This is a genomic window from Kibdelosporangium banguiense (assembly GCF_017876405.1).
In the GTDB taxonomy this organism is placed as follows: Bacteria; Actinomycetota; Actinomycetes; order Mycobacteriales; family Pseudonocardiaceae; genus Kibdelosporangium; species Kibdelosporangium banguiense.
Window position 1 is genome coordinate 4736747 of the sequence record NZ_JAGINW010000001.1, and the last position, 14218, is coordinate 4750964.

General features: G+C 66.9%; 14 protein-coding genes. 5 read left to right on the forward strand and 9 right to left on the reverse strand.

From position 1 onward, the window contains the following. The first annotated feature begins 64 nt into the window (after positions 1-64). From JOF56_RS22445 to JOF56_RS22460, 4 genes are all read left to right on the forward strand, one after another. Positions 65-1342, forward strand: a complete 1278-nt coding sequence (locus JOF56_RS22445; protein ID WP_209641268.1) for an ABC transporter substrate-binding protein — start codon at positions 65-67, stop codon at positions 1340-1342. Positions 1343-1419: 77 nt separating this feature from the next. Then, positions 1420-2316, forward strand: coding sequence for a carbohydrate ABC transporter permease (locus tag JOF56_RS22450; RefSeq protein WP_245379909.1), 897 nt, complete (start codon positions 1420-1422; stop codon positions 2314-2316). Then, entirely contained in the window at positions 2316-3146 is an 831-nt protein-coding gene (locus JOF56_RS22455; protein WP_209641269.1) for a carbohydrate ABC transporter permease, read from the forward strand. Before JOF56_RS22450 ends, JOF56_RS22455 begins: the two co-directional genes overlap by 1 nt. Positions 3147-3154: 8 nt before the next feature. Next, a complete protein-coding gene (locus JOF56_RS22460; RefSeq protein WP_209641272.1) occupies positions 3155-4558 on the forward strand; it encodes a GH1 family beta-glucosidase in 1404 nt (467 codons plus the stop codon). A 37-nt stretch (positions 4559-4595) separates the two neighbouring features. Here JOF56_RS22460 and JOF56_RS22465 read toward each other — a convergent pair whose 3' ends face one another. Together JOF56_RS22465 and JOF56_RS22470 are read right to left on the reverse strand one after the other, a co-directional pair. Further along, positions 4596-5624: a LacI family DNA-binding transcriptional regulator gene (locus tag JOF56_RS22465; RefSeq protein ID WP_209641274.1), complete on the reverse strand. Its 1029-nt coding sequence runs from the start codon at positions 5622-5624 to the stop codon at positions 4596-4598. Positions 5625-5693: 69 nt separating this feature from the next. Beyond that, positions 5694-6746, reverse strand: coding sequence for a GNAT family N-acetyltransferase (locus JOF56_RS22470; protein WP_209641275.1), 1053 nt, complete (start codon positions 6744-6746; stop codon positions 5694-5696). Between the two features lie 203 nt (positions 6747-6949). Here JOF56_RS22470 and JOF56_RS22475 point away from each other — a divergent pair, with 203 nt between their 5' ends. Next, positions 6950-7438, forward strand: a complete 489-nt coding sequence (locus JOF56_RS22475; protein ID WP_209641277.1) for a hypothetical protein — start codon at positions 6950-6952, stop codon at positions 7436-7438. On the opposite strand, the gene JOF56_RS22480 is transcribed toward JOF56_RS22475, so the two are convergent. From JOF56_RS22480 to JOF56_RS22510, 7 genes are all read right to left on the reverse strand, one after another. Then, a complete protein-coding gene (locus JOF56_RS22480) occupies positions 7435-7923 on the reverse strand; it encodes a Pvc16 family protein (RefSeq protein ID WP_209641279.1) in 489 nt (162 codons plus the stop codon). The two genes, JOF56_RS22475 and JOF56_RS22480, sit on opposite strands and share 4 nt — an antisense overlap. Before the next feature lie 143 nt (positions 7924-8066). Then, positions 8067-8699, reverse strand: coding sequence for a response regulator transcription factor (locus tag JOF56_RS22485; protein WP_209641281.1), 633 nt, complete (start codon positions 8697-8699; stop codon positions 8067-8069). Between the two features lie 290 nt (positions 8700-8989). After that, positions 8990-9631: a response regulator gene (locus JOF56_RS22490; protein WP_209641283.1), complete on the reverse strand. Its 642-nt coding sequence runs from the start codon at positions 9629-9631 to the stop codon at positions 8990-8992. 5 nt (positions 9632-9636) lie between these two features. After that, positions 9637-11895, reverse strand: coding sequence for a sensor histidine kinase (locus tag JOF56_RS58125; protein WP_245378352.1), 2259 nt, complete (start codon positions 11893-11895; stop codon positions 9637-9639). A 40-nt stretch (positions 11896-11935) separates the two neighbouring features. Continuing rightward, complete coding sequence (locus JOF56_RS22500; protein WP_209641285.1) at positions 11936-12541, reverse strand: hypothetical protein; 606 nt, start codon at positions 12539-12541, stop codon at positions 11936-11938. Continuing rightward, a complete protein-coding gene (locus JOF56_RS22505) occupies positions 12538-13461 on the reverse strand; it encodes a hypothetical protein (protein WP_209641288.1) in 924 nt (307 codons plus the stop codon). The genes JOF56_RS22500 and JOF56_RS22505 overlap by 4 nt, the downstream gene beginning before the upstream one ends. A 53-nt stretch (positions 13462-13514) precedes the next feature. Further along, on the reverse strand, positions 13515-14180 hold the full coding sequence (locus JOF56_RS22510) for a TetR/AcrR family transcriptional regulator (protein WP_209641290.1): 666 nt from the start codon (positions 14178-14180) through the stop codon (positions 13515-13517). Between the last annotated feature and the right edge of the window lie 38 nt (positions 14181-14218).

The following is a 14218-nucleotide window of genomic DNA, read 5'->3' on the forward strand; positions in this document are numbered from 1 at the left end:
GTGAGAGCGCTCTCACGAATCACCGAGCGGGGTCGGTGGCAACACGACGTCAAGGAGGACGGGCATGGCGCGCAGGATCGGCCTGGTGGCGACCGCGTTCGCGCTGGCGACCGGACTGGCAGCTTGTGGCGGCGACAGTGGTGGTTCGGCTCCGGGTTCCGGTGCGGTCGAGCTTTCGATCGGAGTCTTCTCCGACTTCGGCTACGACGCCCTGATCAAGGAGTACGAGACGGCCCACCCGGCGACCAAGATCGAGCAGCGCAAGGTCAAGCTCGAACAGCATCACACGCAACTGGCCAGCCAGCTGGGATCCGGCCGCGGCGCGGCCGACATCGTGGCCATCGAGGAAGGCTTCATCAGCCAGTTCCGTGGCTCCAAGGACAAGTTCGCCAACCTCGCGGACTACGGCGCGAAAGACCTGAAATCCCAATGGGTCGGCTGGAAGTGGCAGCAGGGCACCACTGACGGCGGCAACTTCGTGCTGGGCCTGGGAACCGACGTCGGTGGCCTGGGCCTGTGTTACCGCAAGGACTTGTTCCAGGCTGCCGGTCTGCCCACCGAACGTGACGAGGTCGCGAAACTCTGGCCGACATGGGCGGACTACGCCAAGACTGCCGAGCAGTTCGCGGCCAAGACGCCGGACGTGAAGTTCACCGACACCGCGCGCAACGCCTTCAAGGCGATCATGGACCAGGACGAGGAAGGCTTCTTCGCCAAGAAGGACGACAAGTTCATCGCGGACACCAACAGTGATGTCCGTGCCGCGTTCGATTTGGCTTCCTCACTGGGAACCAAGAAGCTGACCGCGGCGCTCGAGCCGTTCAGCCAGGACTGGAACGTCGCGCTCAAGCAGGGTTCGTTCGCCACGACAACGTGCCCGGCCTGGGGTCTGGCGCTGATCAAGGAGGGTGCAGGTGAGGCGGCGTCCGGCAAATGGGATGTCGCTGCCCCGCCTGGGAACGGTGGCAACTGGGGCGGGTCGTTCCTGGCCGTGCCCAAGCAGGGCAAGCACCCCAAAGAGGCCTACGAGCTGGCGAAGTGGCTGACTGCGCCCGAGCAGCAGAAGCGGATCTTCAAACAGACCGGCAACCTCTCCAGCCAGCCTGCGGTGTTCAAGGACCCCGAGGTCCTGGCCACCACCAACGCGTACTTCTCGAACGCGCCGACCGGCAAGATCTTCGCCGAGGGCGCTGAGAAGCTGCGGCCGACCTATCGCGGAACGCAGGACCAGCCGGTCACCCTGGCCTTCAACAACGCGATAACCCGTGTGGAACAAGGAAAGCAGTCGCCAGGTGACGCGTTCACCCAGGCGATCGGCGACGCCCGGGGCGCACTGAAGTGACGCTGCGGGTGCAGTCACCGGGGGATGTCGGGCGCGGCGGCGGCGCCCGGGAGGAGCGTCGCCGCTGGCGCCTCCGGCTGTTGCGCTGGGACACGAAGTACACCCCGTATCTGATCATCGCGCCGTTCTTCGTGATCTTCGGAATCTTCGGGTTGTACCCGTTGCTGTTCACCGGCTGGGTGTCGCTCAACGACTGGCATCTGATCGACGGTGCGACCCGGTTCGTCGGCTTGGACAATTTCTCGGTTCTGCTGTCGGATCCCAACTTCTACAACGCGTTGCTCAACACGTTCAGTCTGTTCCTGATGTCCACGATCCCGCAGTTGTTGCTGGCCTTGGGGTTGGCGGCATTGTTGGACCGAGGGCTGCGCGGCCGGATGTTCTGGCGTGCGGGAGTGCTGCTGCCGAACGTGATCTCGGTGGCCGCGGTGGCCCTGGTTTTCGCGCAACTGTTCGGCCGCGATTTCGGCGTTGTGAACTACCTGCTGGGCCTGGTCGGAATCGACCCGGTGGACTGGCGTGCCAATACGTGGTCGTCGCACATCGCGGTCAGCGTGATGGTGATCTGGCGGTGGACCGGTTACAACGCTTTGCTTTACCTGGCAGCGATGCAGGCCGTGCCGAAGGACCGCTACGAATCGGCCATGCTGGACGGTGCCGGGCGCTGGCGGATGTTCTGGTCGATCACCGTGCCGAGCATCCGGCCGACGATCATCTTCACCGTGATCACGTCGACCATCGGCGGCCTGCAGTTGTTCACCGAGCCGCAGCTGTTCGACCCGGGCGGTACCGGAACGGGTACCGGTGGCTCGGACCGGCAATTCCAGACGCTCACGATGTACATGTACGAGAAGGGTTTCCGGTTGTTCGACGCCGGTTACGCCGCGGCCATCGCGTGGGTGCTGTTCCTGGTCGTGCTGATGGTCGCGATCGTGAACTTCGTGCTCACCCGGCGAATCGCCAAGGGGTCGTGATGGCCAGGGGACTCAAAGGTGCGGGCCCGGTCGCCTACGGGATTCTCACCGCGGTTCTGCTGGCCTCGATCTTCCCGCTGTACTGGTCGTTTGTGGTGGCCACAAAGGACAACTCGGCGATGGGGGACAAGGTTCCGCCGCTGATCCCGGGCGGGAACCTGGCCGAGAACATCAGCCGCGTATTCGACAGCGTCGATTTCTGGCTGGCCATGCAGAATTCGATCCTGGTCGCCGGAACGGTGGCCATCGCCAATGTTCTGCTCGGCTCGATCGCGGGATTCGCATTCGCCCGGTTGCGTTTCCGTGGCCGTAACTCCCTGTTCCTGATCGTGGTCGGAACCTCGATGGTGCCGACCCAGCTCGGCGTGATCCCGCTGCATATGCTGATGTCCGATTTGGACTGGGTCGGCACGCTGAAAGCGGTCATCTTCCCGGCGCTGATCGGTGCATTCGCGGTCTTCTGGATGCGTCAGGCATGTGAGGAGACCGTGCCGTACGAGCTGATCGAGGCCGCCCGGGTGGACGGCTGCTCGATTCTGCGTACGTTCTGGCACGTCGGCCTGCCCGCGGTCCGTGCCCAGGCGGCGGTTCTCGGCATGTTCACATTCCTGACCTCGTGGAACGACTTCTTCTGGCCGTTGATCGTGCTGGACCCCAACGACAGCCCGACAGTCCAGGTCGCATTGTCCACTCTGGCCAGCGGCTACTACACGGACTATTCGATGATGCTCGCCGGCACCACGCTCGCCGTGCTGCCCGTCCTGCTGCTCTTCCTGTTGCTGGCCCGCCAGATCGTCGGCGGGATCATGCAAGGCGCCGTGAAAGGATGACCGCACACATGACGGCTACCGACCCCGCCGGTCTCGTCGACTCCGACCTGGTCTTCCCGCCCGGGTTCTTCTGGGGCGCGGCCACCGCGGCCTTCCAGATCGAGGGCGCGGTGACAGCCGACGGTCGCGGACAGTCTATTTGGGACACATTTTCCGCGACTCCCGGCAAGGTCCTCAACGGCGACACCGGCGATCCGGCCTGCGACCACTACCACCGGTATCGCGAGGACGTCGCCCTGATGGCCGAGCTCGGCCTGGAAGTCTACCGGTTCTCGGTGTCGTGGCCCCGGATCCAGCCGACAGGATCGGGCCGGGTGGAGTCACGCGGGCTGGATTTCTATGACCGTCTGGTCGACGAACTGCTCGCCCAGGGAATCCGGCCGATGGCCACGCTGTACCACTGGGACCTGCCGCAAGCGCTGGAGGACAAAGGCGGCTGGGTGAACCGGGACACCGCGCAGCGATTCGCGGAGTATTCGTCGATTGTTTTCTCCGCACTGAGCGATCGGGTGCGCACGTGGTCGACTTTGAACGAGCCTTGGTGCTCCGCGTTTCTTGGCTATTGCGGTGGAATCCATGCGCCAGGTATCACCGATCCGGCCGCGTCCCTGAAAGCCGCGCACCACTTGCTGCTGGGGCACGGTCTTGCGATGCAGGCGCTTCGCGCGCAGTCCCAGCCCGATCACACGTTGTCCATCGTGCTGAACTTGAGTCCTGTCTGGACAGATGGGGTGGATCACGAACACCGTGAAGCCGTCCGCAAGGTCGACGGCCTGCAGAACCGATTGCTGCTCGACCCTTTGCTGGGGCGGGGATACCCGGCGGATGTGCTCGCCGACGTGGACTGGCTCGGCGACTGGGAGATGGTCATCCGCGACGGCGACATGGACGCGATCGCCACCCCGATCGACTGGCTCGGCGTCAACTTCTACCAGCCGACCTGGGTCGCCCCAGCCGACCCGGCCTTCGTGACGCCAGGAAACATGCCAGGCCTCAAAGGCGTCGAAATGCTCCCGCCACGCGGCCCCCTCACCGGCTTCGGCTGGGGCCAGCAGGCCGACGCCCTGACCGAACTACTCCTCTGGCTGCACAACCAAGCGCCAAAGACCCCCATAGTGGTAACCGAAAACGGCTCCTCATTCCCGGACAGAATCGTCGGGGGAGCCATCATGGACACCGAGCGAACCCAGTACCTGCTGAATCACGTCCGCGCAGTCCACACAGCGATAACGAACGGCGCAGACGTCCGCGGCTACCTAGCCTGGTCCCTTTTGGACAATTTCGAATGGGCAGTCGGCTACAGCCAACGCTTCGGCATAATCCACGTAGACTTCGAAACCCAGAAACGCACAATCAAACAAAGCGCCCAAACCCTGGCAACCCTCGCCCGAACCAACCGCCTCCCCGCCTAAGGCAGCCTCCGGCCCCGGAATCCAGCGGCACCGGGTTCTAGGCTGATTCGCGGCGGACCAGTTGCACGGGGAGGACCTCGCGCCGGCGGACTGAGCCGCCGTCTACCAGGGTCATCAGGTTGGAGATCATTTTTCTGACCTGGTCGGCGAGGTCTTGGCGGACTGTGGTCAGTGGGGGGTCGGTGTGGGGGGCGATCATCTGGTTGTCGTCGAAGCCGACGACGGCTACGTCTTCGGGGACGGTGCGGCCGTGTTCGCGGAGTGCCTGCAGGCAGCCGACGGCCATCAGGTCGTTGGCGGCGAAGACTCCGTCCACTTTGGGGACTCGGTGCAATAGCAGGTTCATCGCCCGGTAGCCGCCTTCGCGGGTGTAGTCGCCGCATTCGGTGAGCTGGGTGATCTCGGCTGGGCCCGCACCTGTCGCGCGGGCCCAGCCGGCGATTCGGTCACGGGAGGAGAGCTCGTCCTCGGGGCCGGTCACTGTCACGATTGTTTTCCGGCCGAGGCTCAGCAAATGCTCTGTGGCGAGGACGCCGCCGCCTTCGTTGTCGTTGTCCACTGTGTAGAGACCGCGCAATGAGCCCCAGGGGCGGCCGCCGAAGATCACTGGGAGGTGGAGTTTCCGGACTGTGGACGGCAAAGGGTCGTCCTGGTGCGGTGTGAAGAGCAGGGCTCCGTCGACGTGGCCGCCGCGTAGGAAGCGTTCGGCACGGCTGTGCGCGCCTTCGCCGTGCACAAGCATCAACACCACTTGCATGTCGATGCGGGCGAGTTCGCTGGCCGCGGCACGTACGAGCGCGCCGAAGTGGGGGTCGTCGAAGACTTTGGCCTGGGGTTCCGACATCAGCATTGCGATCGCGCCGGTACGGCGGGTGACGAGGGTGCGCGCCGCTTGGTTGGGCTCGTAGCCGAGTTGGAGTGCGGCGGCTGTGACGGCCTCGTGCGCCTCGGGGCTCACTCGTGGCGACGAGTTGAGCACGCGCGATGCGGTTGCCCGGGAGACTCCCGCGACGGCGGCGACGTCCTCGAGCGTCGGGCGTGCTCCGGAGAGCGGTCGACCGGCCACCTGCGTTCCTCCCAATGTCCTCACCTCAGGCCAGACTAGCCTGGCGCGAGGTGGACGTCGTGGAGGCGGTCAGCGCGTCCTCAGCTCCGCGGAAGCGCTCTCATGCACCTGCAGGCCGAACCGGACCATGCCTTCCTCCTGACGGACGGACAACGGTATGCCGGCCCGCACCACCGCCCGTTCGAAACCCGACTCGCCGGGCAGGCACCAGGCGACCAGTTCCCGATGGCCCTGGGCCCGCGCGGTACCGGCCAGCCTGCGCAGTAACGCCGTGCCGATTCCCTTCCGCTGCCACGAATCCTCGATCAACAGGGACACCTCGGCCTCTTCCGGCCGGGCCGTGCGGATCAGCTGCCCGATCCCGATCACGTCCCGCCCGCACACAGCAAGCAGCGTCCGGCCACGCGGTGGTGTCAGCAGACGGTGCAACAGCCGGCGGGGGAGCGTCCGGACACCCGAGTGGTAACGCGCGAACAATGTCCGCGCCGAGCACCGGGAGTGCAGTCCGGCGACCGCGTCCAGGTCGTCGATGTCGCCACGCCGCAGCACGATGCCCGCGCCGTCGTCGGTGATCACGGCCGAGGGCGGGTCCGCCTCGACCGAGTTGTCGGCCAGCATCTCGGTGAACACGGCCGCACGAGCCAGTTCGACGTCGGTGAACGGTGCCCAGCCACGCCGCGCGACAACCGTCGTGCCGTCGCCGAGACCCAGGACGGCCCGGTGCCCGGCGTCCAGGACCTCACCCGGCGTGCCGGATTCGAGGCTGACCGAGTCGGCTGCGAGCAGCACGCGTATTGCCTCGGGCGCGGCGTACGCGTCGTCGAGTGCCATCGCGGTTGCCCGCAGGGCGGCGGTCTGCGGGTCCACGAGGTCACGGACGTCGGCGTGCGTAATGCCCAGGCACCGGCCGCCCTCGGCCCGGATCTCCCGGATCAGGTCTGCGGGTGACACGCCTGGTGCGGCCTTGATGACCAGCTCGTCGACCACGCCGGACGGCACCGGCAGGATGGACAGCGCGAGGACGTTGCAGTCACGCGCTGCCAGGCGTGTCGTGACCCGAGCGAGCACGCCCGGGTGGTCGTCGATCTCGACGCGCAGCCGCCACGTGTGGGATTCGGTCATGCGCCCAGGCTTGCCCCCAGTTGTTGCGGAAGTGTTTCGCCCAGGTGAGACCTACGCCCGCAAACGTGTGCGTTGCCTCTCGTACGCCGAAACGGCACCGGCATCGCCCGATGTTCTGCCCTTTTGGCCGCCCGCCGAGTACTCCCGACCCAATAACGTGATCATGCCTCGTCTTTTGTCTTTTTCGCCTGCTAGGGGTGGTCATGTCCTTCCGGTACACGCTGCCCGATTCACCGATCGCGGCGGCGACGGCCGACATCGGGCACGTGGCGGTGGATCTCGCGCTGACGCTGAGTGGGCACGTCCAGGTCACCTCCGCGTCGCAGGCAGAGGCGCGCCCGGTGCTCGACCGGATCAGCGAGGGCATGTTCATCAGTGGGCTGGGCACTGAGGCACCCAGCGTGACCTGTCCGGCCAAACACCGCTTCACGCAGGCCGGGACCACTTTTGTCGGCCCGTCGACGATGGTGTTCAGCGGTGCGAGCCTGATCGACTTCGGGGAGGACGGCGTGGCTGTGACCGGCGACGTCGAATACCGCCTGGCAGTGACCGTCGCGCCGCACAACCGTGAGGCGGAGCCGCAGGCGGACGCCGCGCAGTGGTTCTCCCGCAACGGCGGGACGCTGGCGTCGATCGGGGCGATCGTGCTGATCGGCCGCAGCCTCGGAGCACTGGTCCAGCTCAGGGACTAAGGGGTCTCCCAGGAGCGGCGCGGCGACGTTCGCGGGGCCGGCTCGGGAATCATCGGGACACTCACGTTCATCACAAAGGCCGCCCGCGCGGGCATGCCCAGACTCGTCCACAGCGCGCCCGGCCCGGTGTTGGCGATCTTGAGGTACACGGGCTGCTTGGTCACCGCGAGGGACTTGGACATGCAGTCCGCAGGCAGCGTCCCGGAGAACATCGCGATCCGCAGCGCACGGTCGAGCAGACGGTGTTCCTCATGGACCTTCTCGGCACGGGCGGTGACCAGGTAGGAGAGCTCACAGCGGCGGATCGGCTCGCCCTGGGGCGGTGCGCCGGTGTCATCCTGCAGGCCGAAGAGGAACAGGTCGATGGTGTTCGACGGCCGTTCGGTCTGCCAGGTGGGCTTCGGCGGATCGAGACGCACAACGGTACCCTCCGGCATCTGCCGGCCGAGCAACTTGCACAAAGCGTCGTCCACCTCGGTGATCACACTTCGAGTGTGCAGCCTCACGCAGGTGTGCCCAAGGGGTTAGCGCCCGCCTGAAAGGGTGCTCCGGCCTGCCCGAAGAGGCGATCGGTATACACATGAAAAAGGCCCCGCCGGAGCGGGGCCCTTCCACTCGTGATCAATTGTCAGATAAGGCCTTCGCGCAGTGCGTAGGCAACCGCGTGCGAACGGTTACGAAGCTGGAAGCGATTGGTCACGTCGTGCAGGATGCTCTTCACGGTCCGCTGCGAGTAGCACAGCTGGTCCGCGATTTCCTTTGTGGACAGACCGGATGCCACCAGTTTGAGCACCTCGGTCTCCCGGTTGGTGATCCCGGCCAGGTGCAGCCCACGCGGCTCCAGGACGTGGCGCTGCAGCCGGGAGACCCGGTTGAGCAGCCGGCCGAGCAGGTCCGGCGGCAGTGCGCCCTCGCCGGCCGCGGCGGCCTTCACCAGTCGTACCAGCACATCCGGGGTGGTCTCCGAGCGCCGGGCCACGGCGCAGACGCCGCCCTCGACGGCGGTCAGGATCTCGGTGTCCTCGAGCTCACCCGCGATCAGCACGATCCGGGTGAAGCCACGGACCTGCAGCGTGCGCAGCAGCTGGTTGCCACGCTCGTCGAAGCGGTCGGTGACCACAAGGGCGACGGCCTCGGGGGTCGCAGCGTCCTCGTCGACCAGCCAGACTTCCGGCCGGGTACGGAGTGCCATGTGCACTCCGTTCTGCAGAATCGGATCGGTCGCGCGGACGACGACTGGTGTACGACGCTGCTCGTGCATTTTTTCTCTCTCCCCACTCAAGACCGGACGTCCCCAATTCGTCCGGCAGCTATCACCATGTGCCTGACTAGGTGCCTCATCAGATTGCCCCAAGGGGCGTCCCGGGCACATGGGACTGATGTCCCGTTGTTGCCCGACTGGACGTCGGATTGGCGGGCCATTCCCGCCCGGGTTGCCCTGGGATTTTGAATTGAGACGGTCTCGTTATGGAAGCGTCCGTAACGCCGCCCATTGTGGACGGTCGTATTAAATATCCGCCATTGGCCGAAATGGGGGAATGAGCGGATGTTTCAGCCGAGGCCGGCGTTGCGGGCCCGCACGATGGCCTGCGCCCGGTCGGCGACGTGCAGCTTGGTGAAGATGCTGGACACGTGGTTGCGCACGGTCTTCGGGCTCAGCGACAGGTCCCGGGCGATCACCGAATTGCTCTGCCCCTCGGCGATCAGCGCGAGCACTTCCCGCTCCCGGCTGGTCAGTTCCGGGAAGACCGGGTCGGTCGTGGGCGGCGGTGTGTTGAAGTACCCGAGAACCCGGGTCGCGATGTCCGGCCCGAAAATCGCCTCGCCCCGCCCGACTCCGTGCACCGCCCGGACGATCTGGTCCTGTCCGGCGCCTTTGAGCAGATATCCCCGGGCGCCCGCGCGCATCGCGGCGAACACGGATTCGCTGTCGTCGAACATGGTCAGCACGAGCACGCCGATTTCGGGCAGTTCGGTGACGATCTGGCGGGTCGCCTCGATCCCGCTGATGTCGGGCAGGTGCAGGTCCATCACCACCACGTCCGGCCGCAGCGCCTTGGCCGCGTCGATGGAGTCCAGGCCGGTCGCGGCCTCGCCGACGACCTCGGTCTCCGGGACGTCGGCCAGCACCGTGCACAGGCCGAAGCGGAACAACGGGTGATCATCAACGACCATGACCCGGAGCGGATCCATCGCCCTTACCCGCCTTCCTTCGGCAGCGGCAACGTGGCACGGACCTTCGTGCCGCCACCGCTGCCCGCCGACACGACACAATCGCCGCCGAGCTCGGTTGCCCTTTCGCGCATTGACCATAGCCCGACGCCATTGGCGTGCTGCTCGGGCAACCCGATTCCGTCGTCGACGACTTCGATGTGCAAGTCGTCGTCCACCCACAGGCGGACCGCGCAGGACCGCGCCGACGCGTGACGGGTGACGTTCGTCAGTGCCTCGGACACAATCCGGTACGCGGCGACGTCCACGGTCGCCGGCAGCCTCGGCATGCTTATCGGCACATCGAGTGCAATCGTGACGCCTTTGTCATCTGCCCTGGTAGAGATTGCCTTGGCATAGGCCCGGATCGCACCGACCAGGCCGATGCGGTCCAGCTCGGGCGGGCGCAGGCCGTGCGCCAGCCGGCGGATCTCGTTGATCGCGCCTTCCAGCTCTTCCTGCAGTGTGCCAAGCAGTTCGCCCTGTGAACCCGGCCCGATGGCCTTGCGGCACGCGTGCAGTCCCAGCGAGATCGCGGCCAGTGTCGGGCCGACGCCGTCGTGCAGGTCGTGCAGCAACCGGCGGCGTTCCTCTTCCCGGGCCTGGACCACGTTGTCCCGGCTGCGCCGCAGATCCCGGGTCAACCTGGCGGTGTACACGGCCGCGCCCGCGTGCCGGGCGACCTCGGCCAGCACGAGCCGGTCCCGGCGGCCCAGGATTTCCCGGGGTGTGCGGGCCGCGACGGCCAGCTGGCCGACCTGCTCGCCCTGGTAGGACAGCGGTAGCCGGTACAGCTCGCCGGTCGGTTCGCCGTACGTCGCCGCCTGTTCGTTCTGCCCGCCGCCGGATCCCTGGATCTCGATGGCCGCGTAGGGCAGCCGCAGAGCCGTCCCGATCGTCTCCACGAGTGCGGGCAGCATCTCGCTGGGCGCACGGGTTTGCTCAAGCCGCGCGGCGAGTGTGGACACCACCCGGTACGGGTCGTTGCGGTCGCCGAACAGCCGCTTGTTGATCAGTATCTGCAGCCGGGACCGGAACGGCTGGACCGCCACCGCGACGAACGCCGCGGCCGCCGCCTGCTGCCACAGTTCGTCCAACGGCGGGAACAGCAAGGACAGCAGGCTCACCAAGCCGATGTACAGCCCGATCGTGCCGGCCGACAGCGCGCCGTAGACCAGCGAACGGCTGACGACGACCTCGATGTTCAACGCCCGGTAACGCAGGATCGCCGCGGCCACCCCGATCGGGACCGGCAGGAAAGCCAGTGTGTGCAGTTCGCTGGGCAGCAGCGTTTCGCCGAATATCGCCTGCGGCAACGCGAACACGAGCGCGTAGATCAGCGCGCCGCCGCCGAGCGACCACACGACCCACCGCATCCGGTTGCGGTCCAGTTCGTCGCGGACTGTCCGATACCGGTAGACCGACACCGCGAGGATCACCAGCGGGAACGTGAAAAGCACCGGCAGGACAGGGGAGCCGAGCAGGCTCAGGCGGCTGAGCGGGTCGCTCACGAAGGCCACCACGTAGAGCGCCATCAGCCCGTAGAGCGCCAAAGCGCCGACGTAACCCAGAATGACGTTGCGGCGGAACGACTTGGTGTTGTAGACGGCGGGGAACGCGATCGCCATGTGCAATGTCGCCGCCCACAGCAACAGGAAACCGAACTCACCGGTGTACCAGCGCCAGAACTGCCCGCCCGCGACCAGGTCTATCGCCTCGAGCTGGAAGTGCGTCGAGCCGCTGGTGGTGATGAAACTCAGCGCGGCGGCCAGCAGGGCGGCCTGCGCGGCCGGGTCGGTGGGACGGGCGGTGAAGATGCCGGCCGCGACGATCAGGATCAACGCCAGCACCAGCAGCGTCGGCCAGTTGCGGCTGACCGCGTCACCGACCCGGAACAGCTGAAGCGTCTTGTCCACCGACACCGTCTGGCCGTCGCGGCGCAGCACGTAGTGCACGGCGTCGCCTACTTTGATCGCAGGCCCGCCAACACCCTTCGCCACCGCGTCGCGTACGGGCACCCCGTTGATGGCCACCACTTCGTCGCCCGCACGGAACAGACCGTCGTCGGTGTCCTGCTGGATCACCACGGCGCTGGCCGAGACGGCCTGGTCGCCGATGTTCACGACGGTGCCGTCGGACGGGCTGGTGGCCCTGCTCAGGACACACCAGCCGGAGGCGGCCAGCAGCGTGAACGCCAGCACCAGGCACGCGGCGGGCACGCGCCACGCGCCCGCCAAGTCGGACATACGCAGATCATTCCGTATGCCTGCCGCGTCGCCCGAATGTCTACCCCTTTGGGTCAGTCTCCTCGTATTCAGGATCGAGGACACGCACCACGGGTATGCCCATCGCCGGGGTCTCCGGCTCCTCGCCGCGCGGGCTGAGTTTCGGCACGAGCATCAACGCGATCGCGGCGAACGAGATCGCCATCGACCCGGTGAGCAGCCATGATCCGAAGCCGGTGGCATTGGCGTACCCCGGCGGCGCATCGGACGGGGTGCCGTCGAACACTCCCACGACGATGAAGATGATCGTGCTCGAGCCGGCCACCAGCCCGGCCGCGCCGGTCCCGAGCAGCCGGGAGGCGAGCACCGCGCCGCTGGCCGGATGCAACCGGGTCGACGCCAGGCCGAGCAGCCCCGCAGCGACCAGCAGGACCACGCCGATGAGCAGCGGCACGCCCATCGGCACGAACCGCTCAGCCTCCTGCAGGTCCAGTTCGTTGGCGCTCACGTAGCCCCACACCGTGATCAAGTACGAGTTGGTGGGGCCGAAGTGCCGTTCCAGAAGTGGCAGAAACGTGCCGATCACCGCGAGTGCGGCAGCGCCGATCCAGGCGCCACTGCCGATCTGCCGAAGCCGGGCGACCGGCCACACCGCGGATTGCGTCACGGCTCACCGCCGTCCAGCTTGCGGGAGATCGCACGGGTCTCCGGCGTCTGGGACGGCCTGGGCGGGCTGAGTGTGGCGGTGAACTCCGGCGAGTCGAACGCGTCGAAGAAGACGTCCTCCTCGGCGGCGACCGCCACCGGTTTGGAGTCGGGCTCTGTGCTGGGTTCGATGCTGGGCTTGGCCTTGGGTTTGGTCTTGGGCTCGAACTGGGGCTCGGTCTTCGGTTCGAATTTCGGCTTGGTCCTGGATTCGGCCTTCGGCTTGGTCTTGGGCTTGGTCGGCGGCTCCGGTACGGCGACACCGAATTTCGGCGTCTCGGGTTCCCACGTCGGAGGCGGTGCCGGTGATGACGGGGCAGGTGGCGTCGGCAGCGGTAGGGATTGCGGTGTTGACGGGGCTTGCGTCGCGACGACCGGGGACGGCTGTGCTCCGGGCCTCTCGCGTTCAAGCAGCGAGACAAGGAACGCGAGCAATGCGACGCCAGTGGCGCCGGCCAGGTACCACAGGCCGGGCTCGATGGACGTCTTCGTGTTCACTTGTTCGCTCAACGCGGTCAGGAACCACGTGAGCGTCGCCGTCACGAGCATGCCTGTGCCGAGGGCGCCCCCGACCACCGCGGCCCAACGGCGCGCGGACAGGAACACGAGCAGCGTCGCCAGCAGCAGGAAGGCGGCACCGGCGACCTCGGAGGCGCCGTAATAGATGGTGCCCGGTGTGCTCACCTGGCCCGCGCTGTCGAGCCCGTACTGCCGCCAGAAGCCGACGACGAACAGGGACGTGCCGCCACCGAACTCGTAGATCACGATGTTGGTGAAGGTCGCGCCGACGGCCAGTCCGGCTGCCGCGAGCCAGAGCAACCCCGCTACCAGCCGCGACGCCGGTCGCTTGGGCCGATGCGGCGTCAAGTAGTGCTGGGTCATGGCGTCGATCCTGCCACCGGCGGCACTTCGCGCGGGTTTTTTCGGCCTGAGCGTCATAACCGGCGTACCGGGATGTCTTTCATGGTGTTGGTCGGCCCGAGCGAGGGCCGGGCCGACCAACTCAGATACACCGAGGTCGCGATCGACTTCCATTCCTCCAGCAACCGGGCCCGCCGGGTCTGCTCGCCGCCGATCATCGCGTCGAGCGCCAGGCCCCGGGTGACGTTCACGGTCAGCCAGAACAGGGTCTCCAGGCGGTCGGCCGGGAAGTCCGTCCCGGCCGCCTCCCGGTAGATGTCGAGCGTGGCCCGTCCCAGCGCGCGGTCGACCGGGAGCATCGAGCGGCGCAGTTCGTCGTCGGTACGCGCCGCGATCCAGAGCTCCAGCGCGGCGGTGGAGAGTTTTCCGGAGAACCCGCGCCAGAGCAGGTCGATGGCCTCGCCGACGCGCTCGGGCCCGGTGGGCAGGACAAGGGTGCTGGTGATCTCTTCGCGCAACCGCTCGACGAGGTGTTCCACGGCCGCGACCAGCAGTTCGGCCTTGGTCGTGAAGTGGTGCTGCTGCGCGCCCCGCGACAGCCCCGCCCGACGGCAGATCTCCTGCACGGTCGTTCCGGCGTAGCCGAGGTCCACCAGGCAGTCGATAGTGGCGTCAAGCAGCGCCTCGCGGGTGCGCTCCCGGCGCTCCTGCTGAGTTCGATGCACCCGTGCCTCGCTCACGCCGAGAACTTTACATGCAGTCCTGCACGCATGTACCT